Origin of the sequence: Effusibacillus consociatus (genome assembly GCF_042652925.1) — a bacterium.
GTDB classification, from domain to species: Bacteria; Bacillota; Bacilli; order Tumebacillales; family Effusibacillaceae; genus Effusibacillus; species Effusibacillus consociatus.
This window is the reverse complement of record NZ_JBHSHC010000099.1, coordinates 78,683-103,354: the sequence shown is the minus strand read 5'-3', so window position 1 is coordinate 103,354 and position 24,672 is coordinate 78,683. Positions and strand designations below refer to the sequence as shown.

Below are 24,672 nucleotides of genomic sequence, written 5' to 3'. Positions count from 1 at the left end.
CTATTCGACTTGACATGGACGTCAACGCTCTTAGCGGGGTTTCCTGTTCCAAAAACCTTAGCGTTACTTGCACCCTCGATGCAAAGAACGATTGTTGTTTCTGATCCAGATTACGCCGCCCAACATGGCGATGTTCTTTAGATCTTTTTATTTTTCGTTACCGCTCTCGCGCGGCGACAAGAGCTATCTTATCATGTTGGCTGCAATCATTTCAATAGTATACTTTGAACAAACCAGAACAAAAAACCATTTGTCGCTCACTGACCATACAAGCAAATCGCCATACTTTATTTTTCTTTTGTTTTCGTTATGCATTTTGTAACGCCGCGAGGAACATACTAATTTAAGTAGAAGAGTGCCTTGATGTGATCTAGCGCAATTCCGGTGCTTCTGCAGGATGTTCCATGTGAGCGGACAGTGCCTGCCGAACCTCCGGCCATAAGGAAACTGATTTTTCCTGTTCATAATTATAGGCAATCATCGTGGCCTGTCCTCTGGCAACCCAAGCTCCTGCTTCGTTTTGGATGGCGTGCTCCACAGTAAAGCTGGAGTTTCCCAAACGGCTTATCCATGTGAATACGGTCAGTTTTTCCCCATAGGCGACTTGCTGCAGAAAATCACAGCGTGTCGAAGCCACAATCAAATTCCAGGAATGCAGATCCAACGTAGGATTAAATAAACGAAAAATATCTGTCCGGCCGTCTTCCATGTATGTAAAATATGTTCCGTTATTGACGTGCCCCAATCCATCACAATCATTGAAACGAACAAGAATCTCTCGCAAAAACATTCATATCCCTCCCAATTTGTTACCTAACATTCCCCGACCGCTGCCGCCTATCGAAATTTAAAGCTAACGGTTCGGAGGAGCCTGAATTTGAACTTTGTCACCACGGTACCATTTACTGTAAAGATAAAACAGCCAAATTCTCCACGGAGACGGTTGCAACAGAGTTTTTGAGACCTTTGATACCAGTGGTTGTCTTTTTACTTTTCCGTCAGACAAATAAAAACCAAGCAATCCATCAACCGCCATCAAGTGAACCGGAGAAAGGGGAACAAGCTGTTCTGCCTCTCGTCTTGCCCGGTTTGCAATCCACTTCAGTCTGGATACGATTTCTTGAGGATCGCTGTAATAGGAAATAAAATTGAGATCGCCACCAATTGCGTCTTCTTCCAAATCAATCAAATAATCGAGCAAAATATGTATGGCACTGATCCACGGAAAATAGGCCCCCGCAGTTTGTTTGACCTGCTGCTCCGAGCAAGAAGGCTGACAAGCGGCCAAAAACAGAGAAAAAACTCCTAAAGTCGAACCGGTTGCTGCCGCAAATTCATTCCAAAACAGTTCCGGATACTTTACTTCATGCTGTTTCCACCAGTTCAACAGCAGAGCTTCCCGCTCATCCGGACTCACGTGCTTATGTACCTGCAAATCACAGTATAATCCCACCCAGATCAAAACCTGTTCTTCAACGATCGGATAGCCCGGCAGCATCTTGACGTGTTCCCGGCAGGTGCGGACCAATTTTTCCAAGTATCCACCGTCTTCGCTTGGCTCACCATTCAACCTGCGTACCCGATAATAATCATGCACCGGTCGTGTTAACGAAACGGCATCCAACATCGATTCATGCAGACTGCGAAAGTCTTCCGGATCAAATGAACTGCTTCGGTCACACAGATTATCCAAATAATCGCTGATGGTTTGAAACGCTACAACCAACGGAATCAAAATATGCCGAGCAGCAAAATCGGCTGCAGCATAAACACAGCCCCCTTCACAATGGAAGGTTTTATCCCGAATACTGGCTAATGCTTGCTGACGAAGTTCGCTATCCGGAATCGCCAGCGCATTTTCATGCCAATAGTTCAATTGTTGATGCACTTCTGGCAGCACATATCGATACGTTCTATATAAGAAGGTCCAAGTATTCATCCGATGGGCTTCCCCTTCCCCCCTCTGTCGCAATGCCTTATTCTCCTTATCATAACAAAAAAAATAAGCATAAGTCTGCCGTTTCCAACAAACTTTATGCTTTATAACTAGCAGAATCGATCAAAGTGTGTTATTCCGGCCATACCACGGGCTGATCCGATATAACCCCATCCGTACGCGTCCATGCATTGAGACTGTTTTCAGCAGCTTGGATCACAATATAATAGAGATCCTCCGTTGAATTATTGCGCCACGTCCTGATACCTTTCGGAACAACCCGAATCACGGTACCCTCCTGAACTTCAAGAACCTGTCCGTCCACCTGAAATTGCCCTGTACCTTTTATGAAAATATACAGTTCTTCATTCTCCCTATGCTGATGATAAAAGGGAACCGCCGCACCCGCCGGAAGCTTGTTCAATGATACTTCCATTCCGTTAAGAGCGAGGACCTCCTTTAGAAAAAGCTTTCCGCGGGCTTTCCGGCCCCCACTCATTTCAATTACATGTTGATCCCAGTTTTCCAATCTGCCAGTTTCAACCGCGGTGTAGTTGTGGCCTTCCGTTTTGGTGATTTCCGCCATAAGTCACCCCTCCTGTTTTTGGACCGATCAGTCTCTTTTTACCTTAAAAAAATTTCCTGAATTCCCCTCGACCATTTATCACCCGACTATTACGGACCGATCGGTCTCATTCATGAACAATATACTTCGCCATAAGTCCCTTTGTCAACAAATTTTTCCAATCGCGACAAAGCGATTTGGCTTCATACTCGCAGGGAGAGGTCACTTTGATTACATTAACACGATGGCCCTAATTCTTACTTGAATCAAAAAAGTAGTCTTCTGGCTTGGGACCGATTCTGATTTCTTCGCCGGTGTGCAGATCCAACATTCAAAGCTCGTTTTCCAGCCGCTTCTCTTTGACTTTCCGGAACAGGACATGGTATCCGTCCTTGGAAACCGCATCAGGTATGCCGGAAATCAAAAATTCCTTGGTCTCGGGCATGAAGATGTCGGCGACCAGCAGGGTGTTTTTTTCGGTGGCTGCCGCAAATATTCGATGGTTCAATGTATCTACAAGGCGAAGATTCCCGTGCTGAGAGCTATTAATCAGCATGTTTTCTTCCGAGCCGTCCGCCTTGATCAGGTAGATGTCGAATTTTCCATTTGAAAGGGCTGTTGCTCGGTTTGAGGCAAATGCGATTTTTTCGTGGGCAACAGGGCGCGCACCTTCAGCCCAATATAACTCGGGAAAAGTACCTTTACTTTGTTCGAGAACTTTCTTTCTGAATGCTTCATAATCGGCCTGCTCAAATAAAGGCCGCTGCTTTCCGTCGGGAGCGTGTAAGTACACGTTGGAAAAATCCGGAGTCGTGACAATTCTTTCACCCGTGGACAATTTTCTCTGATCCCGGGGATTCATGAATTCGTACGCGTTGACTTCAAACGCTGCCGTCCGCTCGTCAGTTTCTTTGTTTCTCATTCTTCCGCTCAACGCCCCGTCGAGCAAAGTTAAATGAGGCTCTCCGGGAACGAAGTTTACAATTTTCCATTTCAACCATCTCTGATCAAAATTGATGCCCCGCCAGAATGCTTTTTCAATTCCGTTTTCTGCCACTCTAAACGTGACCGTCCCCCTAGGATGTCCGTCTTTCTTCCGAACAGAAACTTCTTCCAACGACTTGACATAGAAGCCTTTCTCCTTAAGCCTCTTGACTCGATTCACCCATGTCTCTTTCGCTTCTTCCCGTGACATTGTTGGCTCCACGTCGAAATAGGTGTCAAAATACCCAACGTATTCAAAAGCTTTTTCATATTCTTCTTTGATCAGATGCTCAAAGAAATTGCGAACCGACTTTTCAGCTTTTTCCGCTTCTTGAAAGCGCAGGATCGGTACAGTGATCCGAACCAACGCAAGTGTCACCAGGGGAATCAGAGCCGTTATTTTTCTTTTCATCCAGGGCCTCCGAACTGTAAAATATTGTTATCCTTACAATTCGATGTTTATCTTTTAATTCCCTGCCTAAAACCAAAGATCTGTACGCTTACGGCAAATAAAAGTCCGGGCAAACACGCCCGGACTCTCAAGTCTATTTTTAACAGGTTTAATGAGCTTCTTCGATTTTCACCGGCAATTCGAATTGTTCTTCGGGCAATCGCTGAATCCGAATTCTTTCAATTCGGTTCTCATTGACTTCTTCGATCTCAAACAGGAAACCGTCTTTTTTTACCGTATCTCCTTTTTCAGGTTTTTTGGATAGAACGGAGTACATCCACCCGCCCAATGTATCAACGTCGACATCGTCGATTTCCGTCCCTAACAAATCGTTGACTTCTTCAAGAAGAACGCGGCCTTCCACGGAGTACCCATCCACTGTTTTTTGAACCTCAGGAAGTTCTTCACTGTCAAATTCATCCCGAATATCTCCAACAAGTTCTTCGATAATATCTTCCATGGTGATAAGACCCGCAGTTCCACCGTATTCGTCCAAAACGACTGCGATTTGCATCCGGTTTTTCTGCATTTGTTTCAAGACCGAACTGATTTCGGCCGCTTCGGATACCATAATAATGTTCCGCAAAATTTTCTTTAAGGAGAAACCTTCATTCCGATTTAGTTGCAAATACAGGTCTTTGATATGAACAAATCCGATAATGTGGTCCTTGTCCCCCTGCGAAACCGGATAGCGGGTATGGTGCTCTTGTTGGATTTTACGCAGTATCTCATCGCGTGTGTCGTCAATATCGATCGTCGCCATATCGACTCGCGGAACCATGATTTCCCTCGCGATTCGATCGGAGAATTCGAATATGTTGTCAAACAAAGCCATTTCCGTGTTGTCGATTAAGCCGCTTCTATGGCTTTGGTTCATCAGAATCCGAATCTCTTCTTCGGTGTGAGCAAGTTCCCCTTCTTTTGCCGGTTCGATCCCCATCCACTTGAGCAGGGTATTAGCCGTCCCGTTTAACATCCAGATAAACGGATACATCAGCTTGTGGAACCAGATTAGAGGACGAGCGATATTTAATACGGTTCCTTCAGCACGCTGAATCGCAAGAGACTTCGGAGCGAGTTCACCCAATACAATGTGAAGGAACGTAATAACGGCGAACGCAACCACAAACGCGATAGTGTGAATGGCTATCCCAGGGACACCAAACGCCGTAAGGGGTTTTTCAATCAAGCGAGCAATCGCCGGTTCACCAATCCAACCAAGCCCCAAAGATGCGAGGGTGATCCCAAGTTGGCAGGCGGAAAGATACGCGTCCAAATTGCCTGTAATTTTCTGTGCCACTTTCGCTCTGCGATTTCCTTCCTCAACCAGCTGCGTCAATCGGCTGGAGCGAATTTTCACCATCGCAAACTCCGCTGCGACGAAGAAACCATTCAAGAAAACGAGAAACAGCACCAAGAACAAGTTCAACAACGTAGAACCCGGATCGTCCAATTATTCGTCCCTTCTAGCGAGGGACTCCACCTCCTGATTATTTGTGTGTTTTTAAATTAACGGTTCTCGCCAAAAAGGATGTGCAGAGTGTGCGCCAAAGAAGTACACTGAACCGACATCTGTTTAGTGAGGACCCGTAACTGATGTTCGTTCAATTTCGACAACAGCGGTTTTAGTTCCAGCAGACGATCCTCCAACTTGTGGAGTTGTTCGCATATTTCGTGCATTTTTTCGGAAAAGTCCTCAGCCGGAATACTTTCTCCGTGGAGAACTCTTAGTCTCTCGCGAATTTCCTCCAGCGACAGTTTTTCCTTCTTGTATAATTCAATCAGCTTTAACTGTTGCAGCGCTTCTTCCGGGTAATATCGATAGCTTGATTCCGTCCGTTCAAAAGTGAGCAACCCGAGCTGAGTGTAGTAATCAATTGTTCGTTTCGACAAGTTGGCAGCTGCCGCCAGTTCTCCTATTCGATACAATTTCCCATTTGATTCATCCTCTCGATTGAACTTAAATTCATTGTAGAATTTTAAAAATGTACAGTCAAACGTGATGGTGTCATATATTCGGGTCCTTAAACCGAAATTTGGGTCTGGAGACCATTGTAGCCCCCACAGTTTTACCCATGGGGGCTTTTCTCGTGAAAGCGCGTTATTGCAGTCTTCTCAATTCTCAACCTTAACTCCATTTTCTTCAAAAGTTCTTGCAGCGCTTTGGCCCGGCCAGTCAAGCGGCCTGCTGTCAGATTCAACTCATCCACCGTAGCGGTTACTTCTTCCGTGGCTGCAGCCGTTTCTCTTTCCCATTGGACGAGATGTGGAAATTTTTTTCGGCCATCTCATGTACGGAAGACAATAAGTATTTTAATTGACTTCCTCCCGGTTTTTTCTGATCAAAAAGAAATTCAATATTCAGCAAGCCCCAATAAAAAAAAACCGCCCCCCTTTTCGGGAGTTGGCATTAGGTTGAATTCTTGACTTATATTTTACTACTATTTCCGTTCTATGATGGACATTTCAAGAACAGGAATTAACTCCTTATGATCACTAGCGGAACGAATGGTCGCATTCAGTATATTTTTTGGATCCACTTGACTCCAGTCCAAAACGTGCCCAGATAAAAGTGCTAAACACCGAATAAATTCTCGTTAGGGTTCTTCCGTTACCTTCTCGAAACGGATGGAGAACATTCAACTCTGCCATATAATACGCCAGTCGTTCAACGTGTTTCACCAATGATAAACCTTTTAAGTAATTGTCCTGCTTCAGTTCGCCAATAATACGATCTGCCTCTGAGTAAATATATTGTGGTAAAGCAAATCTGAAATTGCCTTTTGAAATGTCTTCGTCTCTAACCTTCCCAGCAAAAGGGTATACGTCTTGGAATATAAACCAGTGAATTTTAGACAAATGTTTGAAATCAAAATTACCATTAATCGGTTTCAGATTAAGTTGATGGAGCCTTGCAGTGGTAGCGTACTTTTCAAACCGTTCAAGTTGATCCAGTTCTCTTAAGTTAGCTTTATTAATTAAAACATCGGTTTCCGGATAACAATATCTTGACTGTTTACTCTGGTACATTCATTGCAAATTCCTTAGCTCTTTTCAAGAATTCAGACTGGGATATTTTACCTCTAGATTTCTCTAACAAGAAATGTTCCTCTTCAGGAGAAAATGTAAATCCCTCAATTTGTAACGATGCTTTTGCATTTCGAAAAGCATCCCGAAGTTGTTTTTCAGAATATTTATTTACACGCACACGAATAAACCTTCTCGTTTGGTTCAAGTGTTCATTGTACAATTGAACTTTGAGAAATTTAGGCATGAAAGCACCTCATCCTATCCAAAGTAAACCGACCCCTCTTATTTTATTATACACATAAGGAAGCTTATACACATAAGGAAGCATTTTTACATACACTATCCCCTATATTGTAGTATAAAACGATGAAACCACCAAAGAAGCCAACTTCATCTTCGAAAGTTGGCTTCTTTGGTGGTTTTTGGTTGGTGGAGGCGAGGGGAATCGAACCCCTGTCCGAAGACCTCGCTACATAAGCTTCTCCGGGTGCAGTCCGCTCTACTTGAAGTTTCGCCTCACACCCGCCGAGGGACAGGCTGGTGTGAGGCTAGTCTGCTGAATTTCACCTGGCGCACACAGACCGATGCGTCCAGACTATCCGGCTAAGATGACGTCCTAGCCTCTACACCGGCGATAGAGGATAGAACGGCTAGCTGCAATTAAGCAGCGTAAGCGAGGTTGTTGTTTTTGTTTGCGTTTATATTTACGCCCGCGTTTTTAACGTGTCCGCAGCCCCACGACCCGCTACTCATGCTCGAACAATCCCCGTCGAATCCAAAAACGCCCCCAAATGAAACACCCCACAAAGTGACGTGAAGCGTTGCAGAAACACCGAGTACTTTGCGGGGACCCCGTAAATGCAACAGGATCCGAGTACTCATGTGAACCCGAAAAAATCAAACAGAATTTGATCCAGCAACTCTTAGCATACCATAAAATCGGTCTCAAATCGATGGCAGATTGTGACTGACTTGCTTAGTATTTCTGCCGTTCGCGGAGCGCTCTTTGCATTTCCCGCTGAGCATCCCGTTTCGCTTCCGATTCCCGCTTGTCATAGTGCTTCTTCCCTTTGGCAAGACCCAGCAATACTTTGCAGAAACCATTTTTCACATAAAGCTTCAGCGGAATCAGGGAATACCCTCTTTCTTTAGTTTGCCCCAACAGCTTCATAATTTCTCCTTTGTGTAAAAGGAGCTTGCGGCTGCGTGTAGGATCGACATTGAATCGGTTGCCCTGTTCAAAGGGTGACACATGCATGTTAATCAGCCATGCCTCTCCGTTGGAGATCCGTGCGAAACTGTCCTGCAGGTTGGCCTTACCCTGACGAATCGACTTAATCTCGGTTCCGGTCAGCACAATTCCCGCTTCATAGGTGTCTTCAATAAAATAATCGTGCGATGCTTTTTTATTTTGCGCCAATGCTTTCGGCCCTTCGTCTTTTTTCGCCATGCAAGTCCACCTCCTTGTGCAGTAGCAAACTATACTATAACAAGTCCGGGACAGCTCAGTCAACTGTCGGCTGAGATTCGCCGTTGAACAAAAAACCCACCAAAGCGGTGGGGTCAAACTGTTATCGTAGTTCGAAACCTTAGGCAACGCTATAACCGTGTTCATCAGTTGCGAGAATATAACCGTGCTCATCGGTTGCAAGCATGTAGCCATGTTCGTCAGTTGCAACAGGTGAATACCCATGCTCGTCGGTCGCTACTGTCAATGCCGCAGTTCCAAAAGCAAGAGTCGTCAATACAAACAGAGCCAGCCAAATCTTTTTCATAGCAATCCCCTCTTTTACAAAAGATTTTTCATGTACACCTTGGATCTTTCCATGGTGGACATAGCTTTCTCGACATCGCCAAGTTCTTGATAGCACTTGCTGAGCATTGGCAGTACCTTCACCAAGTCGGCAATCCGGGAGTATTTGTGGTAAATGGGGATCGATCGCTCCAGAAACACGATGGCCTCTTCGTAATTTTTCTTTTGATAGCTGATTTGCGCCATCACCTTATACAAATACGCTCGTGAATGATGTTCTTCGTCACAGCTCTCAATGCCTTTTTGGGCATATTCGGCGGCTTTGTCCAGATTGCCTCGATGCACTTCGATTTGAGCCATTTCGCTGTAGACACCAGGCAGCATTTCTCTATATTTATGCTCCTGGTACTCAGCTAAACACTCTTCGAGCATTTTAAGTGCCAATTCATACTTGGCTGTCACTCCTAATAATACCCCATAGTTATACTTGGCAGCAATACTATTTTTTTCCACAGGCAGCTTGCTGAACATTTCTAGAGATTTCTCATAATAATCCTTTGATTTCTCATAATCTCCAAGGTTCTTATATTCGATCCCGAGGTTCATCAGCATTGTGGCAGCCCGTGACAAATGATCCGGCAGGTAATACTCGTAAGCGGCTTGATGGTACTTGACGCTCTTTTCATATTGTCCGAAACGGGAATTGGCCACACCAAGCAGATTCTTGACCCTTGCTTTCAGAAAACGTTCCGCTTCCGGCAGATCTTCTAATACGAGGTCCGCTTTTTGTCCGTAAAATACCGCGAGACTCAGATTGTGCAGTTTATAGTAAGCGTCGCCTAACTGATAGTACACTTTTGCGACAAATTCCCGATCGTCCCCTACCTGAACCGCATTTAAGACCTCGTCCAACTTCTCAATAGCTTCCTGGACTTTGCCGGTGTTCTGCAAACAAATGGCGACCTGATACTCCAGTTCATGTGGTTCCACCACATTCGGACGCTCCTCCAACTGTTTGAGAAACTTGAGAGCAGCCCCATATTGCTGAAACTCCATGAGATCCACAGCGAACCGGTACAGAGCTCTGCCGCCCAAATCCAGATAAACGTCCTTCAGAAAGGTCTCAACAGAAACTCCAAGCCGTTCAATGATTTGCAAAAGCAGTTCTGTTGAGGGGTTCGCTTTATTGCCCTCTATTTGTGAAATCATGCTTGGTGTAACCAAACCTGAGGCCAATTCTGTCTGTGTAATGCCTCTCCATACACGAAGCCTTTGTATCTTGTCTCCGAGCGAAATCATTCTCTGCCCCCCATTTGGACTCAATCTCTATATAAGTTAAACTATCATAACAGACGAAATTTTACAATTTGTAAATAAAAATAATTTTTACCCACCCCTCCCAACAGTAAAAAAGAACCCAACAAGGGTTCTTAACTAAACTTTCGCTCGTTTTTTCTTTTTTACCTTGGCCGCCTTTTTGGCGACCGCCTTTAATCCCGCTTTTTTTTCAGCGGCGCCGCTCCTGGCGGAGTCCCCCCGGTGCCGCTTTCGTTTGCGCTGCGGTTTACCGTTTCGCTCGTTCACGGCTTTGGCCTCTCCGCCTCTTTTCTCAGTCCGTTTTCCTTCTTTGCCGGCTCGACCTCCTCGGCCTGTACCACGGTACTCGCCGCCTTCAAGCATACGGAAATCAATCGTTCTCGATTCTTTATTGACCGCTTCCACCCGAACCTTGACCTGATCACCGATCCGAAACGTTCTGCCGGTCCGCTCACCAACGAGCATATACTGTTTTTCATCATGATGATAATAATCATCTTCCAGATAGGAAACATGAACCAGCCCTTCAATTGAGTTATCCAACTCGACAAAGATTCCAAACGCCGTTACGCCGGATATAAATCCATCGAACTCTTCCCCGACCTTATTTTCCATAAATTGAACCTTTTTCACAAGATCGGTTTCCCTTTCCGCGTCAACTGCCAAACGCTCCCGTTCGGATGAATGTTGGGCGGTCTCAGGCAGTTTGGAACGCAGATATTCCATTCGTTCAGGCGTCAAGCTGCCTCCGTTGTCAATCGCTTCCCGGATAATTCGGTGAATCACCAAGTCCGGATATCGACGGATAGGAGAAGTAAAATGGCTGTAGTACTCGGCGGCCAATCCAAAATGTCCAAGCGGTTCATAAGAATATTTTGCTTGCTTCATTGAACGCAGCATCACAGTTGAAATAATGCGCTCCTCCGGCTTGTCCTTGATTTCCTCCAACAATCTTTGCAAAGCTCTCGGGTGAACTTTTTTGCCGATCCCTTTCAAGCTGTACCCAAAGTTATAAATAAAATCGTTAAAATCACCGATTCTCTCACCGTCCGGCTCTTCATGGATCCGATACAAAAACGGCACGTTCAGCCAGTGGAAATGTTCGGATACCGTCTCGTTAGCGGCCAGCATAAACTCTTCAATAATCTGTTCTGCAACAGAACGTTCCCGTTTCCGGATCTCGACAGGTTTTCCTTCCCGATCCACAATGATTTTCGTTTCAACGAAGTCAAAATCGATCGCGCCCCGGTGCATTCGGCGGGCGCGGAGCTTCATCGCCAGATCTTCCATTAACTCAAAGTCGGGCACAAGTTCTTTGTATCTTTCGATTAATTCCGGATCCTTGCCCACCAGGATCTTGCGGACGTTTGTATAGGTCATGCGTTCATTGGTTTTGATCACACTGGGATAAATATCATGGCGCACCAATTCCAAATCGGGTGACCACTCCATGTCGCAGGTAAGTGTCAGACGATCCACTTTCGGATTCAGGGAACAAATTCCGTTTGACAAACGATGCGGAAGCATCGGAATAACCCGATCCACAAGGTACACGGATGTCCCGCGATTGTAAGCTTCAATGTCGAGTGGTGAATTTTCCTTAACGTAGTACCCGACATCCGCAATATGGACACCCAGCAGGATATTCCCGTTTGGCAGACGTTCAACCGACACCGCATCGTCCAGGTCCTTCGCATCCTCACCGTCGATCGTGACCATCCTGCGATCCCTCAAATCCCGTCTCCCTTTGAGATCTTCTTCCGAAATCGTATCCGGAACCGCTTCCGCCGCTTGAAGGACTTCTTCCGGAAAAGATTCCGGCAGCCCGTGTTTGCGGATCACAGCCAGAATGTCAACGCCAGGTTCATCCGGATATCCAAGAACCTCAATGACTTTGCCTTGAATAGACTTCCAGCCCTCGGGAAAATGAGTAATTTCGGCGACGACCTTCATGCCGTCAGCCGCACCATTAAAGTCCGCCTCCGGTATGAAAAGTTCAATCCCTAAACGTTGATCGTCCGGAATGATGAACGCGTAATGCTGGTGAGAAATAAACGTTCCCACTACCGTCTTGTGTACCCGTTCAAGGATGCGTATAATCTCGCCTTCCCTGCGGCCGTTGGCGCCAGCCTTCTTATGTACGCGTGCAATCACTTTATCGCCGTGCATGGCACCATTCATATCTCCCGCATTGACAAACACGTCTCCGTTAGGGATCTCCTCCGGATCGGTCGGGATCACGAAGCCAAAGCCTTTCGCCTTTCCCTGCAGCCTTCCAACCACCAGATTCATCTTGGAAGGCAGACCGTAGCGGTGTGTCCGGGTCCGTACGACTATCCCTTCGTCTTCCATGCGGTTCAACAACTTAACGAAATCTTCCAGTTCGTCACCGTCGTGGATGCCCAAAGCTTCTTTCAATTCTTGCACGTTCATCGGTTTATATAATTTTGCCTTCATAAAATCAACGATTCTATTCTCCAAACTTCCCACCTCCTGGCGCGACAATTAACCCACAAAAGTAACATATGTGTTGATGTTGCCTGTGCCAATATTATAAACGAATCAATTCCTTGCTACTCAAGAACGCCGCCACGTCCTCAAACACCTGCTCCCTGTCATGGTCGACGGTTAAAATATGTCCCGAATTTGGATACCACTTTATTTGTTTTTGCCGAGAACCGATGTGTTTATAAATATACTCCGCACTTTCCGGCCGCACCGTCGTATCCTGTTCTGCCTGAAGAATAAAAGCCGGCGCTTTAATCTCCCGCAATTCGTTTCGAACTGTCCGAATCAGCTTTAACAGTTCGGTCACACAGCGAATTGGAGTCTTTTTATAGCCTGCCAAATACATGTCGATATGTTCCGGATGAGCACCTCTGTGTACGTGAAACTTTTTAAAAGGTACGACAAATCGCGAAAATTTGGCACGACGATCCGTGAGGAAAACCGGCGCACACATGGGAATTACTCCTGCAACAGGCAACCTTGCCGCGATATGAAGCGCCAGTGCTCCCCCCATGGACAGACCGGCTACATACACTTGATCGCACTTCCGCTGCAATTCAAAAAAGGCATCCCCCGCCGATTTTATCCAATCCTTCATTCCGGTTTTCATCATCTGTTCGGGAGTTGTACCGTGTCCGGCCAACAAAGGCGCTTTCACGGTGACCCCCTTGCTCGCAAGATATTCCCCCATTGGCCGCAGCTCGGACGGAGTCCCGGTAAAGCCGTGAATCAGCAATACCCCCGTTTTGCCGCCTGGAAATTCAAACGCTTCCGGTCTCTTCAAAGTCATTGCCTGACCCTCCCAATTCTATTCCAAACTATCCATTCACGATTCCAGCACAGACCCATCATATGACGGGACACGGGCAAAAAATGAATCTTCTATGCCCCGCTATTAAAAAGTACCGCCCCAACGGAGCGGTACTTGTATAGTTTCCCAATTTAAATTTAAGAATGTGTCACAAGCCAAGCTACCCATACAGACAATAGAATAAACGCAGTTGCCAATCCGGCAGTGATCTTTGCAAAAACAGCATCCATCCCACGCGCTTTGCGACCAATCATTTGTTCCGCACCGCCCGTAATAGCACCAGACAAACCTGCACTGCGTCCAGACTGAAGCAGTACAGTGAGAATGAGCAGAACACTGACGACTACAAGCAGGATTTTTGCAAATGCAATCATACGATCACCTCCCGGCCTGTACTATTGTAACACAGGTCCTGGCAAGTGGCAAGAATCCTATTTTTTGAGATTATAGAACGCTTTTTGGCCACCGTACTGACTTGTGTAGTCGAGCATATCTTCAATGCGCAGCAGTTGGTTGTACTTGGCGACCCGGTCGGTACGAGACGGAGCTCCCGTCTTGATTTGACCAGCGTTGGTCGCTACGGCAATGTCCGCAATGGTTACATCTTCCGACTCCCCGGAACGGTGAGAGATCACGGCAGTATAACCCGCACGCTTTGCCATTTCAATCGCGTCGAATGTTTCAGTGAGTGTACCGATCTGATTTACTTTTACGAGAATCGAGTTGCCGACACCCTGTTCAATTCCTTGCGCAAGACGCTCTGTATTTGTAACGAAGAGGTCGTCTCCTACCAGCTGCACCTTGGAGCCCAGACGTTCGGTCAGTTTCTTCCAGCCATCCCAATCGTCTTCCGACAAACCGTCTTCGATTGAGAGAATCGGATATTTGCCGGTCAGTTCTTCATACCAGGCAACCATTTCCTCGGAGGTTCTGGTTACGCCTTCGCCTTCCAAATGGTATTTGCCGTCTTTGTACATCTCGGTGGATGCCACGTCAAGCGCCAGGAAAATCTGCTCGCCCGGCTTATACCCTGCACGTTCAATAGCGGTGATAATCACTTTTAACGCTTCTTCGTTGGACTTCAGGTTCGGAGCAAATCCGCCCTCATCGCCAACTGCGGTGTTCAATCCTTGTTCTTTGAGAACCGACTTCAGGCTGTGGAATACTTCAGCACCCATCCGCAGCGCTTCGCGGAAGCTGTCTGCGCCAACCGGCATGACCATGAACTCCTGAATGTCGACATTGTTATCCGCGTGAGCTCCGCCGTTCAAGATGTTCATCATCGGAACCGGCAGAGTTTTTGAATTGAATCCGCCCAAGTATACGTACAGCGGCAATCCAAGAAAATCGGCTGCAGCATGTGCAACGGCCATCGATACACCGAGAATTGCATTTGCTCCGAATTTCCCCTTATTCGGAGTGCCATCCAGCTCGATCATCAATTTGTCGATTCCGACCTGATCCAATGCATCCATGCCAACGATCTCCGGACCGATCACTTCATTTACGTTCTCTACTGCCTGCAGAACGCCTTTACCAAGGTAACGACCCTTATCGCCATCACGAAGCTCCACAGCTTCATAGGCACCGGTCGAAGCACCCGACGGTACGATTGCCCGGCCGATCGCACCGCTTTCCAGTTCGATTTCCACTTCAACGGTCGGATTTCCGCGGGAATCCAAAACTTCTCTTGCTCGTACGTCATAAATAATACTCATTCCTCATCATCCTTTGCATGAAAATAATTGGGTAACTGCCTTATTGAACAATCAATGACTTGCCTGTCATTTCCGAAGGCTGCTGCAGTTCAAGCAGCGTTAACAGAGTAGGCGCCACATCCGCCAGAATGCCGCCTTCCCGGAGCGAAAGCCCATTTTTGGTAACAATACAAGGCACCGGTTGTGTAGTGTGAGCCGTCCAAGGTTTTCCCGTTGCCTCATCAATCATGATGTCTGCGTTCCCATGGTCCGCGATGATCACGGCAACTCCGCCTTTTTCAAGGATCTTGTCGACAACTCGTCCCAAACACTCATCAACAACTTCCACCGCTTTGATGGCCGCTTCGAGTACACCGGTATGGCCCACCATATCCGGGTTCGCAAAGTTGAGGATGATCGCGTCAAATTTGTCGGCTTCGATCTCTTTGACCACTGCATCTGTCACTTCGTAGGCACTCATTTCCGGCTTGAGGTCATACGTCGCCACTTTTGGTGAAGGGATCAAGATGCGCTCTTCTCCCTCAAACTGTTCTTCCCGGCCCCCGGAGAAAAACGAAGTCACATGCGGGAATTTCTCCGTTTCGGCAATCCTCAGCTGTTTGAGCCCATTCTGAGTAAGCACTTCGCCCAACGTGTTGTCCAAGTCGGTCGGCTTGTACGCAACATATCCGTCCACCGATTCTGAAAAATGAGTCAGACAGACATAGTATAATTCTTTCGGACATTTCGGGCCACGGTCAAATCCGCGAAAATCTTTGTTTGTGAACGCCTGCGAAATCTGGATCGCACGATCCGGCCGGAAATTAAACATAATCACCGCATCTTCGTCTTTGATCTGCCCTACAGGAGAACCGTCCGGGTTCACAATCACCGTCGGCATTACAAACTCATCCGTTACCGATTTGTCGTAGCTTTCTTTCAGTGCAAGAATCGGGTCCGTATACTGCGGTCCTTCTCCGTACACCATTGCCCGGTAGGCCTTTTCCGTTCGTTCCCAGCGCTTGTCACGATCCATAGCGTAATAGCGCCCTTGAACAGTAGCCAGTTTCCCGACTCCGAGTTCATTCATTTTGTTTTGCAAATCACGAATGTAGTTTACCGCTGTATGAGGCATAACGTCCCGTCCATCCAAGAACGCATGCACGAACACTTTGTCGACTTGTTCCTTTTTCATCAATTCCAGCAGCGCGAACAGATGCTTAATATGGCTGTGTACACCGCCGTCTGACACCAACCCGTACATATGCAATTGAGTCCCTTTTTCTTTCACGTGTTTGATTGCATTCAAAAATACGGGGTTATCAAAGAACTCGCCTTCCCGGATCGACTTGCTGATTCGCGTTAAGTCCTGATACACGATGCGCCCTGCTCCAATATTGAGATGCCCGACTTCGGAGTTTCCCATCTGGCCCTCCGGCAAGCCAACCGCTTCGCCGGATGCGGTAAGTTGAGTATGGGGATACGTTTCCCAGTAGCGGTCGAAGTTCGGTTTCTTTGCAAGCGCAACCGCGTTTCCCTCAACGCCATCACGCAAGCCAAAGCCATCGAGGATAATCAGTGCGACAGGTTTAGGTCTTGTCATTTCGTTGCCCTCCTTACTTCACAGCTCCGCGAATGAGTCCCACATAGGAGTCAGGAGCCAGGCTCGCACCGCCGACAAGCGCGCCGTCAATGTCCGGCTGCGCCAAATATTCTCCGATATTCTCAGGCTTCACCGATCCGCCATACTGAATTCGAATCCGGCTTGCAGTTTCTCCATCATACAATTCGGCCACTGTCTTGCGGATATGGGCAATCACTTCATTTGCATCGGCAGCTGTTGAGGACTTGCCTGTACCAATCGCCCAGATCGGTTCGTAGGCGATGGTCAGTCCGGCAGCTTGCCCTGCTTCGATGCCTGCCAATGCGGCACGTGTTTGTGTCTCCACAATCGAGAATGTCTGACCTGCTTCCCGCTCGGAAAGATCCTCTCCTACACATACGATGGGCACCAAATCATGCTTGAGAGCCGCCTGTACTTTTTTGTTCACCGTTTCATTCGTTTCGTTAAAATAGGCCCGACGCTCCGAGTGACCGATAATTACATAGCGGACCCCCAAGTCGGTCAGCATCCGGGGTGCAACTTCCCCCGTGTAAGCTCCTTCTTCCGCAAAATGAATATTCTGTGCGCCTACAGCAATTTTCGATCCTGCTAACGCCTCTTGCAGCACACTCAGTGTGGTAAAAGGGGCGCATACAACCATCTCCACACCGGAAACGTTCTGCAGCTCGTTCTTAACGGCAGCAGCAAACTCCCTTGCTTCCGCTGTGGTTTTATACATTTTCCAATTCCCTGCTATAACCGGAGTCCGTGACATCTTCTTCTCCTGTCTCCTCTCTGCTTATCGTTTCTACTTATCGTTCAGGGCTGCTACTCCCGGAAGGATCTTGCCCTCCAGGAACTCCAAAGACGCGCCTCCGCCGGTTGAAATGTGGGTCATTCGATCAGCCAGTCCACTTTTTTCAACTGCCGCTACAGAATCTCCGCCACCGACAATGGTTGTGCCTTTCACTTCCGCTACAGCCTGCGCAATTGCGTTGGTCCCTTTTGCAAACGCTTCAAACTCGAACACGCCCATCGGACCGTTCCAGATCACGGTTTTTGAGGAACGAATGGCCTCTTGGTACTTGGCTGACGTTTTCGGTCCAATATCGAGCGCCATCCAATCGTGAGGAACCTCATTTAACTCAACGACTTTGTGTTCTGCGTCTGCGGCAAAACCGGAAGCTGCCACAAGATCAACCGGCAAGAGAAGATCGACTCCCTTTTCTTTGGCGCGTTCAACCAACGCTTTTGCATCCTCAAGCTTCTCGGGCTCAATCAGCGACTTGCCAAGCTGATAACCAAGACCGGCCAAGAATGTATTCGCCATGCCGCCGCCGATAATCAGACAATCCACTTTCGTCAGCAGGTTCTCGATCACCGTAATTTTATCACTGACCTTCGCTCCCCCGATAATTGCGGTAAAAGGACGTTCAGGGTTCGACAATGCTCTGCCCATAATCGAAATTTCTTTTTCCATCAGGAAGCCGGCGACTGCGGGCAGGTGATCGGCGATCCCTGCCGTAGAAGCATGCGCCCGATGGGCAGCTCCAAACGCATCGTTTATGTAAATATCCGCAAGTTCAGAAAACTGGCGGGCAAGTTCGGGATCGTTTTTCTCCTCGCCTTTATGAAAGCGGACATTCTCTAATAATAAAACGTCCCCTTCATTCATTAAAGAAATGCGTTCTTTGACATGCGGCCCCACTGAATCACTTGTTTTTTCAACATTTACGCTCAATAGCTCCGATAACCGTACAGCAACGGGATCAAGGCTGAATTTAGGGTTTACCTCGCCCTTCGGACGTCCCAAATGGCTCGCCAAAATCACTTTGGCCCCCCGATCCATCAAGTATCTGATGGTTGGAAGCGCTGCCTGAATCCGTGTATCGTCCGTAATTTTTCCGTCTTCCAACGGGACATTAAAATCCACTCGAACAAACACTCGCTTGCCTTTAACATCAATGTCACGCAGAGTCTTCTTTTCCACTTTGGTTCCCTCCGACCCAAAAATAAAACTTTTTCTATTAGGGGTTCCATCCATACGCAAAAAGGAGAATCCATCATTCTCCTCAGCGTCTCATTTTACCAAAGTTGAGACGGGACGTAAATCGTCCCGTCTCATGTCACCGGGGGACTATTTCTGTCCCGACCGGACATTAAAACGATTTCTTGGCAATATATTCGATCAGATCAACCACTCGGTTTGAGTAGCCCCACTCGTTGTCATACCAGGACACAACTTTCACCATTGTGCCGTCGATTACCATGGTCGACAGTGCATCGATGTAGGAGGAATGGGAATTTCCATTAAAATCGCTGGACACTAACGGCTTTTCCGTATACCCAAGGATTCCTTTCAGCGGACCTTCCGCGGCCGCTTTCAAAACTGCATTTACTTCTTCCACGGTAGCAGCTTTTTCTACTTCCACGTTGAGATCAACCACCGAAACGTTTGGTGTCGGAACACGCATTGCAAAACCGTTCAGTTTGCCCTTCAACTCCGGCAGAACCAATGCGACAGCTTTTGCCGCCCCGGTTGAAGTTGGGATGATATTCACCGCCGCAGCACGGGAACGACGCAGATCCTTATGCGGCAAATCAAGGATTTGCTGGTCGTTTGTGTAGGAATGGACGGTGGTCATAAGACCATGCTTGATCCCGAACTTTTCATGCAGCACTTTCGCAAAAGGAGCCAGGCAGTTCGTTGTACAGGAAGCATTCGAAATCACGTTGTGAGCCTTCGGATCGTATTTATCTTCGTTAACTCCCATCACAATCGTGATGTCTTCGTTGCTTGCAGGTGCAGAAATAATCACTTTCTTTGCTCCGCCACCCGTAATATGCGCTTCTGCTTTTGCTTTATCCGTAAAGCGTCCGGTTGATTCGACAACCACGTCAACTCCAAGTTGAGCCCACGGCAGGTTGCCGGGTTCACGCTCAGCCAGTACTTTGATCTCTTTGCCGTTTACAAACAATGAACCTTCGCGACCCTCGATTTCTGCGTCCAGGATTCCGTGCACAGAGTCATATTTCAGCAAATGAGCAAGTGTTTCTGCATCGGTCAGGTCATTGACCGCAACAACTTCAACCCCAGGATTGCTCATAGCTGCACGAAACACGTTTCTACCAATTCGACCAAAACCGTTAATCCCCACACGAATTGTCATTTTAAATTCCTCCCCAGATTTGTGTTTTTATTTCAACGAAGCCAATATTGCTTCTGCACAAGCCTCATCAGTCACCAAAATGTCCTGCCTGCTGCCCCGTGCAACTGCGGTTACCGCTGCCGCTTTGTCAGCTCCGCCCGCTACAGCAATAATGGTTTAGACTTGATCCAAGTCTTTCATTCGCAGTCCAATCGAATTCATTCCGTAAACGATGCGTCCATCACCGTCGAAGTAGTACCCGAGAGCTTCACCCATTGCCGATTCTCTTGCAAGGAGGGACAGAATCTCATCTGATGCTCCGCGCCTTTTTGCCATAACGATAGCTTGCCCGATTCCGTGAACCAACATCCGAGTTTTCTGAATACGGTGGAGATAATCCTGCGCATGCGGTTCTTCAAGCAGTAAGTGATACGCATCTTCCGAAAGATTGTCCGGGACATGCAGCATCCGATAAGTTCCACCCAGTTTGGAGGCAAACTTGGAGGCAATCGTGTTCGCTTGCACTTCCACGTTCTCCCCTACTCCCCCCCGTGCCGGAAGCACTTCTACAGAATGCGCGTTCTGCAGCTGCGGCATCATTTCCGCCACAATCGCAATGGTGCTTCCACCGGTAACAGCCAGGACTCCATTCGTCAGCCGATCCTTGATCAACCGAGCGGCCAGATACCCCATTTCCCGCTTCACCAGCGAATCGTTTTGCGAATCACCGGGAACGATAAAGACTTGAGGAATCTGCAAAGCCTTCGACAGTTGTTCTTCCAGTTCCTGAAACCCTTCAATTTCCCGAATGACTTCGTCCAAGCTGTTCAGGATCTGTCGGCCCGCATCAGTTAGGCTCATACCAATCGTTTCTGCGTAAATCAAGCCCTGATCTTTCAAAAACTCAACCTCTCCCCGCAAAATCCGCTCGGTTGTGGCAAGGTTCTGAGCCAGACTGCGCCTGCCTATCGGCTGCGTCAGGTTGATCTGTTGAAGGATGCGGTACCTGCGCTTCATCTCCTGCAGCAGATCCGGGACGAGCTTTTGCTGAATCTTAATTAACTCCTTCATTTCAAAGGGGACCTCCCAGATGAAGGGACTCAATTCGTCCCACTAATACTTTTTTTGTCCCATCTACTCCAAAAGAAAATGGCACAATGCCATCTTCTTAATTGTATGGGATGTCGATTGAAAACGCAAGAACCAAATGTTAATATCTCTTACGCTGCATGGAGGATTGAATCCCGATCTCCTCCCGGTACTTTGCGACTGTCCGACGAGAAATTTGGATCCCATCTTCTTGCAACAATTCGCTGATTCTCTGATCGCTGAGCGGTTGCTTGGGATCTTCTCCTTCAATTAACGATTTCAGTTTCGCTTTGATGCTTTCCGCGGAAGCGCTTTCGCCCACCGACGTGGACAAACCGGAGGTAAAGAAATATTTTAATTCATACACTCCCCTTGGAGTTTGAACATATTTACCGGCGGTTGCACGAGAGACTGTTGATTCGTGCATGCCAATTTTTTCCGCCACTTGTTTCAAGGTGAGCGGTCGCAGCCTGCGTACCCCATGATCCAGAAAATCCTTTTGGAATTCAACAATTGCCTCTGTCACCTTATAAAGAGTCTGACGACGCTGCTCGATGCTTTTCAACAGCCAGAGCGCCGAATTCAGTTTGCCTGAGATATATTCCTTTGCTTCTTTGGAAACTCCGTCTTCATTTTGCTCCAAAACTTTTCTGTAAAAATCGTTAATGTGAAGACGCGGCATGGAGCGATCGTTTACAATCACCACATAGTCGCCCGCGACCCGTTCGACAATTACATCAGGAACGATATAAGCGGGGCGTTCATTGGTATACCAACGTCCCGGTTTTGGATCCAGTGTCCGAATGAAATCGATCGCTTCCTGGGTTTGCTTCGTTGTGATGCCAAGGGCTGAAGCGATCCTGCTGATACGTCCTTGAGCCACGTCCGGAAGATACTGCTCGATAATATCACACACCGCCGCGCTGACACCCTTAATTTCCAGAGCTTGCAGCAGGAGACATTCTTCAAGCGTTCGTGCGCCCACCCCTGCCGGTTCCAGTGATTGCACCAATCGCAATGCCATTTCGGCTTCCTCAACAGTGCATTTTTTCATTGAGGCAATTTCCTCTACGGGCAAAGAAAGATACCCGTTTGGATCCAGGTTCCCGATAATAAAGGAGGCCAGTTGCCTTTCCTTGTTCGAAGCTTTGACCAAATTCAATTGGCGCTTTAAATGCTCCTCTAACGAATGATTGGTTCGAACTACCGATTCGATCGGAAATTCCTTTTGCTCACGGTTGATTTTTCTGTGTTTATCATCCCGGAGTTCCCGGGCCACTTGGGTCCAATCGGGAACTTCCAACTCCATGACCGGATTTTGCGAAACTTCAGATTCCAGATATTCAAGCAATTCATGCGAAGAAAATTGCAGTACGGTGATAGCCTGTCGAAGCTCAGGCGTCATCACAAGTTTTTGAGTTTGTTCCTGCCATAGGCCATACCCCATTTTCATGCGAGCACCCCCCTCGGCCATGGGTCAGATGTTTCTCTTATCTTACCTCATCCGCCCCCACTCCGTCACTATACCTTCAAATGAACATGCAAATCCCCTTTGTGATCCAGGTGGGCATAACGCACTTGCCGCATGTCGTAAACCTCCAGATCCTGCAGTCGTTCCCGCATCCAAGGTTCATTTCGGCCGATCCGGATCAAATTCTCGTGTAAAATTTCTCCACGCCTGATCAGATATAACGGCGATGAGGAATCCATTGCATTTCTCCCCTTTTGCTGCACATGATTTTCTTTTTTTAGTCATGCCCTTCCCAGATGAAGAATACACTGCAATTAGGTACCGAGAGAGGGAGGAGACTGCCTTGCGTTTGGGATTTGTCGGCACGGGAAGCATGGGGGGTATGCTGGTCAGGGCGTTCGTTCGTTCAGGCCTGCCGGATGTTGAGGTCGCAGCCTATAATCGGACCGCATGGAAACTCGATCGGATCATAGTGGAAAATCCAAACGTCCGCAAGATGGACAGTGCCTCCTCACTTGCAAAGTTCAGCGATTTTATATTTCTCTGTGTCAAACCGGCTGATGTACTGACCGTGTTAAAGGAGATTCGCACCTCGATGTCTCCCGACAAATTTTTGATCTCCATTAATTCGGCTTGGTCTTTATCGGAACTGGAATCCGAAGTCTCATCGAAAGTGATCAAAATCATTCCTTCCATCACGCAAGAAGCGTTATCAGGCGTGATGTTAACCATGTATGGATCTCGAGCAACCCCGACTGACAGGCAATTGTTTGAGGCCACCTGCCGGGGAATCTCCTTCCCGGTCGTGATCAAAGAAAACGATGTTCGCGTTTGTTCGGATCTCACAAGCTGCGGTCCCGCATTTCTCGCATTTGTTTTGCAGTCCTTCGCTTCCGCTGCTGTTCGTCAAGGCGGCATTCCGCCGCAGCAAGCGGATCAATTGGTTAAATATATGATTTATGGGTTAGGCAAACTATTTGTGAAAGAAGGATATGAGTTTGAAGAAATCATCTCGCGGGTGTCGCTTCCGGGCGGAGTGACGGAGGCAGGACTCAAAGTACTGAAACCCGCTATGGAAGGCGTGTTCGATGACGTTCTTACGACAACGAAACATTTCCAAGGCCAACACACAAAAGACAAGTGATAAAGAACAGCCCTTTGCAGTCATCTTCTGCAAGGGGCTTTTTTGAAGTTTACATTTGTTTTCTTTTCCCGTATGCCCAGTGGTTGGTCGGTCCATGACCTCCTCCAAGCTCCAGGGAATCCGAAATCGCACATGTGATGAACTCTTTGGCGACTGATACTGCCTCCAACACGTTCTTGCCTTTTGCCAACTCCGCGGTAACAGCCGCAGAAAAAGTGCATCCGGTACCATGTGTATGACGTGTTTCAATCCGCGGCGAGGCAAGTTCATAAAAATTCTCACCGTCATAAACAATATCGACCGCATCGCCTGCAAGATGACCGCCTTTTACAACCACCGTTCTCGGTCCGAACTCAAGAATCCGCTTGGCGGCTTCCCGCATGTCATCAACAGTTCGGATCTCCCGTTCGATCAGGACTTCCGTTTCCGGCAAATTCGGTGTAACCACTTGCGCAACCGGAAGCAGATGTTCAATCAAAGCATTTTGCGCGGACGCTTCCAATAAACGGGCTCCGCCCTTTGCGACCATGACCGGGTCCACAACGAGATTTCGGATCCGGTGCTGTCGAATTTTTGCTGCCGCAAGTTCGATAATCGGAACCTGAGATAACATGCCTGTTTTGACCGCATCGACGCCAATATCGGTTACCACTGCGTCAATTTGCTTTTCAATTGCTTCTAACGGAAGATTGTAGATGCCGTGCACGCCTAATGTATTTTGCACCGTAATCGCGGTGAGAGCAGACATGCCGTAAACACCGAGTACCGTAAAGGTTTTCAGGTCAGCCTGGATCCCCGCTCCGCCGCCGCTGTCAGATCCGGCGATCGTTAACGCCCGTGCGATTGTCATACCCGATTTCCTCCTAAGCCCTCGCAGCACGACCCGGCACCTTTGGGTGCCACTCCAAGGCTGTGTTAATCTGCTACTGTTCCATTGTAAGCCGCAAAAAATGGCCGGTCAACGGGCAGCATTTTCTTACAAGTGCAAAAAACCCGGGAATCCAGCCTAATTTTGGCGGTTGCAAAAACATTCGTGTTCGTGTAAGATAAGAAACGTCGCTTCTGAAAATATTCGATATGCACCCGTGGTCCAATGGATAGGACGCAGGCCTCCGGAGCCTGAGGTAGGAGTTCGATCCTCTTCGGGTGCACCATATAGATAAG

At 47.7% G+C, this 24,672-nt stretch carries 24 protein-coding genes, 1 tRNA gene, 1 other RNA gene and 1 pseudogene; 2 read left to right on the top strand and 25 right to left on the bottom strand.

The features are described from left to right. Nucleotides 1-370: 370 nt before the first annotated feature. The 24 genes and pseudogenes from ACFO8Q_RS13545 to ACFO8Q_RS13430 form a co-directional block, all read right to left on the bottom strand. A complete protein-coding gene (locus tag ACFO8Q_RS13545) occupies nt 371-790 on the bottom strand; it encodes an acyl-CoA thioesterase (RefSeq protein WP_380026343.1) in 420 nt (139 codons plus the stop codon). A gap of 63 nt (nt 791-853) precedes the next feature. Beyond that, nucleotides 854-1,939 carry a tetraprenyl-beta-curcumene synthase family protein gene (locus ACFO8Q_RS13540; protein ID WP_380026342.1) on the bottom strand — a complete coding sequence of 362 codons (1,086 nt, stop codon included), beginning with the start codon at nt 1,937-1,939 and terminating at the stop codon, nt 854-856. Between the two features lie 130 nt (nt 1,940-2,069). After that, nucleotides 2,070-2,522 carry a cupin domain-containing protein gene (locus tag ACFO8Q_RS13535; RefSeq protein WP_380026341.1) on the bottom strand — a complete coding sequence of 151 codons (453 nt, stop codon included), beginning with the start codon at nt 2,520-2,522 and terminating at the stop codon, nt 2,070-2,072. A 310-nt stretch (nt 2,523-2,832) separates the two neighbouring features. Continuing rightward, nucleotides 2,833-3,897, bottom strand: coding sequence for a TolB-like translocation protein (locus ACFO8Q_RS13530; protein ID WP_380026340.1), 1,065 nt, complete (start codon nt 3,895-3,897; stop codon nt 2,833-2,835). A gap of 148 nt (nt 3,898-4,045) precedes the next feature. Further along, nucleotides 4,046-5,389: a hemolysin family protein gene (locus tag ACFO8Q_RS13525; RefSeq protein ID WP_380026339.1), complete on the bottom strand. Its 1,344-nt coding sequence runs from the start codon at nt 5,387-5,389 to the stop codon at nt 4,046-4,048. A 56-nt stretch (nt 5,390-5,445) separates the two neighbouring features. Continuing rightward, a complete protein-coding gene (locus ACFO8Q_RS13520) occupies nt 5,446-5,865 on the bottom strand; it encodes a MerR family transcriptional regulator (RefSeq protein WP_380026338.1) in 420 nt (139 codons plus the stop codon). 140 nt (nt 5,866-6,005) lie between these two features. Beyond that, nucleotides 6,006-6,146 (bottom strand): hypothetical protein, encoded by a 141-nt coding sequence (locus ACFO8Q_RS13515; RefSeq protein WP_380026337.1) that lies wholly within the window; start codon nt 6,144-6,146, stop codon nt 6,006-6,008. Nucleotides 6,147-6,432: 286 nt separating this feature from the next. After that, complete coding sequence (locus ACFO8Q_RS13510) at nt 6,433-6,966, bottom strand: Fic/DOC family protein (protein ID WP_380026336.1); 534 nt, start codon at nt 6,964-6,966, stop codon at nt 6,433-6,435. After that, nucleotides 6,953-7,210: a hypothetical protein gene (locus ACFO8Q_RS13505; protein ID WP_380026335.1), complete on the bottom strand. Its 258-nt coding sequence runs from the start codon at nt 7,208-7,210 to the stop codon at nt 6,953-6,955. Before ACFO8Q_RS13505 ends, ACFO8Q_RS13510 begins: the two co-directional genes overlap by 14 nt. Nucleotides 7,211-7,393: 183 nt before the next feature. Next, nucleotides 7,394-7,755: a transfer-messenger RNA gene (gene ssrA, locus ACFO8Q_RS13500) on the bottom strand. A gap of 187 nt (nt 7,756-7,942) precedes the next feature. After that, nucleotides 7,943-8,416, bottom strand: a complete 474-nt coding sequence (smpB, locus tag ACFO8Q_RS13495) for an SsrA-binding protein SmpB (protein ID WP_380026334.1) — start codon at nt 8,414-8,416, stop codon at nt 7,943-7,945. A 139-nt stretch (nt 8,417-8,555) separates the two neighbouring features. Beyond that, nucleotides 8,556-8,741 carry a hypothetical protein gene (locus tag ACFO8Q_RS13490; protein WP_380026333.1) on the bottom strand — a complete coding sequence of 62 codons (186 nt, stop codon included), beginning with the start codon at nt 8,739-8,741 and terminating at the stop codon, nt 8,556-8,558. Between the two features lie 14 nt (nt 8,742-8,755). Further along, nucleotides 8,756-10,018, bottom strand: coding sequence for a tetratricopeptide repeat protein (locus tag ACFO8Q_RS13485; RefSeq protein WP_380026332.1), 1,263 nt, complete (start codon nt 10,016-10,018; stop codon nt 8,756-8,758). A 135-nt stretch (nt 10,019-10,153) separates the two neighbouring features. Beyond that, complete coding sequence (gene rnr / locus ACFO8Q_RS13480) at nt 10,154-12,493, bottom strand: ribonuclease R (protein ID WP_380026348.1); 2,340 nt, start codon at nt 12,491-12,493, stop codon at nt 10,154-10,156. Between the two features lie 94 nt (nt 12,494-12,587). Next, on the bottom strand, nt 12,588-13,334 hold the full coding sequence (locus ACFO8Q_RS13475) for an alpha/beta hydrolase (protein WP_380026331.1): 747 nt from the start codon (nt 13,332-13,334) through the stop codon (nt 12,588-12,590). A 158-nt stretch (nt 13,335-13,492) separates the two neighbouring features. Next, nucleotides 13,493-13,729: a preprotein translocase subunit SecG gene (secG, locus tag ACFO8Q_RS13470; protein ID WP_380026330.1), complete on the bottom strand. Its 237-nt coding sequence runs from the start codon at nt 13,727-13,729 to the stop codon at nt 13,493-13,495. Between the two features lie 57 nt (nt 13,730-13,786). Beyond that, on the bottom strand, nt 13,787-15,073 hold the full coding sequence (gene eno, locus ACFO8Q_RS13465; protein ID WP_380026329.1) for a phosphopyruvate hydratase: 1,287 nt from the start codon (nt 15,071-15,073) through the stop codon (nt 13,787-13,789). Nucleotides 15,074-15,113: 40 nt separating this feature from the next. Continuing rightward, the gene (gene gpmI / locus ACFO8Q_RS13460) at nt 15,114-16,655 is read right to left on the bottom strand and encodes a 2,3-bisphosphoglycerate-independent phosphoglycerate mutase (RefSeq protein WP_380026328.1); all 1,542 of its coding nucleotides are present in this window, start codon (nt 16,653-16,655) and stop codon (nt 15,114-15,116) included. A gap of 13 nt (nt 16,656-16,668) precedes the next feature. Continuing rightward, a complete protein-coding gene (tpiA, locus tag ACFO8Q_RS13455) occupies nt 16,669-17,430 on the bottom strand; it encodes a triose-phosphate isomerase (protein ID WP_380026327.1) in 762 nt (253 codons plus the stop codon). A 33-nt stretch (nt 17,431-17,463) separates the two neighbouring features. Continuing rightward, nucleotides 17,464-18,645, bottom strand: a complete 1,182-nt coding sequence (locus ACFO8Q_RS13450) for a phosphoglycerate kinase (RefSeq protein ID WP_380026326.1) — start codon at nt 18,643-18,645, stop codon at nt 17,464-17,466. Between the two features lie 169 nt (nt 18,646-18,814). Beyond that, a complete protein-coding gene (gap, locus tag ACFO8Q_RS13445; protein WP_380026325.1) occupies nt 18,815-19,825 on the bottom strand; it encodes a type I glyceraldehyde-3-phosphate dehydrogenase in 1,011 nt (336 codons plus the stop codon). 27 nt (nt 19,826-19,852) lie between these two features. Further along, nucleotides 19,853-20,821: pseudogene (locus ACFO8Q_RS13440) on the bottom strand (sugar-binding transcriptional regulator). Nucleotides 20,822-21,014: 193 nt separating this feature from the next. Next, nucleotides 21,015-22,346 carry an RNA polymerase factor sigma-54 gene (gene rpoN / locus ACFO8Q_RS13435; protein WP_380026324.1) on the bottom strand — a complete coding sequence of 444 codons (1,332 nt, stop codon included), beginning with the start codon at nt 22,344-22,346 and terminating at the stop codon, nt 21,015-21,017. 68 nt (nt 22,347-22,414) lie between these two features. Then, nucleotides 22,415-22,603: a YetF domain-containing protein gene (locus tag ACFO8Q_RS13430; RefSeq protein ID WP_380026323.1), complete on the bottom strand. Its 189-nt coding sequence runs from the start codon at nt 22,601-22,603 to the stop codon at nt 22,415-22,417. A 104-nt stretch (nt 22,604-22,707) separates the two neighbouring features. Between ACFO8Q_RS13430 and ACFO8Q_RS13425 the strand changes: the two genes are divergently transcribed. Further along, a complete protein-coding gene (locus tag ACFO8Q_RS13425; RefSeq protein ID WP_380026322.1) occupies nt 22,708-23,508 on the top strand; it encodes a pyrroline-5-carboxylate reductase dimerization domain-containing protein in 801 nt (266 codons plus the stop codon). Nucleotides 23,509-23,557: 49 nt separating this feature from the next. On the opposite strand, the gene thiD is transcribed toward ACFO8Q_RS13425, so the two are convergent. Then, the gene (gene thiD, locus ACFO8Q_RS13420) at nt 23,558-24,358 is read right to left on the bottom strand and encodes a bifunctional hydroxymethylpyrimidine kinase/phosphomethylpyrimidine kinase (protein ID WP_380026321.1); all 801 of its coding nucleotides are present in this window, start codon (nt 24,356-24,358) and stop codon (nt 23,558-23,560) included. Between the two features lie 229 nt (nt 24,359-24,587). On the opposite strand from thiD, the gene ACFO8Q_RS13415 reads away from it, so the two are divergent. After that, nucleotides 24,588-24,662: transfer RNA gene (locus ACFO8Q_RS13415), tRNA-Arg, on the top strand. Nucleotides 24,663-24,672 lie beyond the last annotated feature (10 nt).

Bases quoted from the DNA above. Each gene is read 5' to 3' on its own strand.
- tpiA (WP_380026327.1), bottom strand. From the start codon at position 17,430: ATGTCACGGACTCCGGTTATAGCAGGGAATTGGAAAATGTATAAAACC.
- ACFO8Q_RS13490 (WP_380026333.1), bottom strand. From the start codon at position 8,741: ATGAAAAAGATTTGGCTGGCTCTGTTTGTATTGACGACTCTTGCTTTT.
- thiD (WP_380026321.1), bottom strand. From the start codon at position 24,358: ATGACAATCGCACGGGCGTTAACGATCGCCGGATCTGACAGCGGCGGC.
- rpoN (WP_380026324.1), bottom strand. From the start codon at position 22,346: ATGAAAATGGGGTATGGCCTATGGCAGGAACAAACTCAAAAACTTGTG.
- ACFO8Q_RS13535 (WP_380026341.1), bottom strand. From the start codon at position 2,522: ATGGCGGAAATCACCAAAACGGAAGGCCACAACTACACCGCGGTTGAA.
- ACFO8Q_RS13530 (WP_380026340.1), bottom strand. From the start codon at position 3,897: ATGAAAAGAAAAATAACGGCTCTGATTCCCCTGGTGACACTTGCGTTG.
- gpmI (WP_380026328.1), bottom strand. From the start codon at position 16,655: ATGACAAGACCTAAACCTGTCGCACTGATTATCCTCGATGGCTTTGGC.
- ACFO8Q_RS13545 (WP_380026343.1), bottom strand. From the start codon at position 790: ATGTTTTTGCGAGAGATTCTTGTTCGTTTCAATGATTGTGATGGATTG.
- secG (WP_380026330.1), bottom strand. From the start codon at position 13,729: ATGATTGCATTTGCAAAAATCCTGCTTGTAGTCGTCAGTGTTCTGCTC.
- ACFO8Q_RS13510 (WP_380026336.1), bottom strand. From the start codon at position 6,966: ATGTACCAGAGTAAACAGTCAAGATATTGTTATCCGGAAACCGATGTT.
- ACFO8Q_RS13475 (WP_380026331.1), bottom strand. From the start codon at position 13,334: ATGACTTTGAAGAGACCGGAAGCGTTTGAATTTCCAGGCGGCAAAACG.
- eno (WP_380026329.1), bottom strand. From the start codon at position 15,073: ATGAGTATTATTTATGACGTACGAGCAAGAGAAGTTTTGGATTCCCGC.
- ACFO8Q_RS13505 (WP_380026335.1), bottom strand. From the start codon at position 7,210: ATGCCTAAATTTCTCAAAGTTCAATTGTACAATGAACACTTGAACCAA.
- ACFO8Q_RS13540 (WP_380026342.1), bottom strand. From the start codon at position 1,939: ATGAATACTTGGACCTTCTTATATAGAACGTATCGATATGTGCTGCCA.
- smpB (WP_380026334.1), bottom strand. From the start codon at position 8,416: ATGGCGAAAAAAGACGAAGGGCCGAAAGCATTGGCGCAAAATAAAAAA.
- rnr (WP_380026348.1), bottom strand. From the start codon at position 12,493: ATGAAGGCAAAATTATATAAACCGATGAACGTGCAAGAATTGAAAGAA.
- ACFO8Q_RS13485 (WP_380026332.1), bottom strand. From the start codon at position 10,018: ATGATTTCGCTCGGAGACAAGATACAAAGGCTTCGTGTATGGAGAGGC.
- ACFO8Q_RS13430 (WP_380026323.1), bottom strand. From the start codon at position 22,603: ATGGATTCCTCATCGCCGTTATATCTGATCAGGCGTGGAGAAATTTTA.
- gap (WP_380026325.1), bottom strand. From the start codon at position 19,825: ATGACAATTCGTGTGGGGATTAACGGTTTTGGTCGAATTGGTAGAAAC.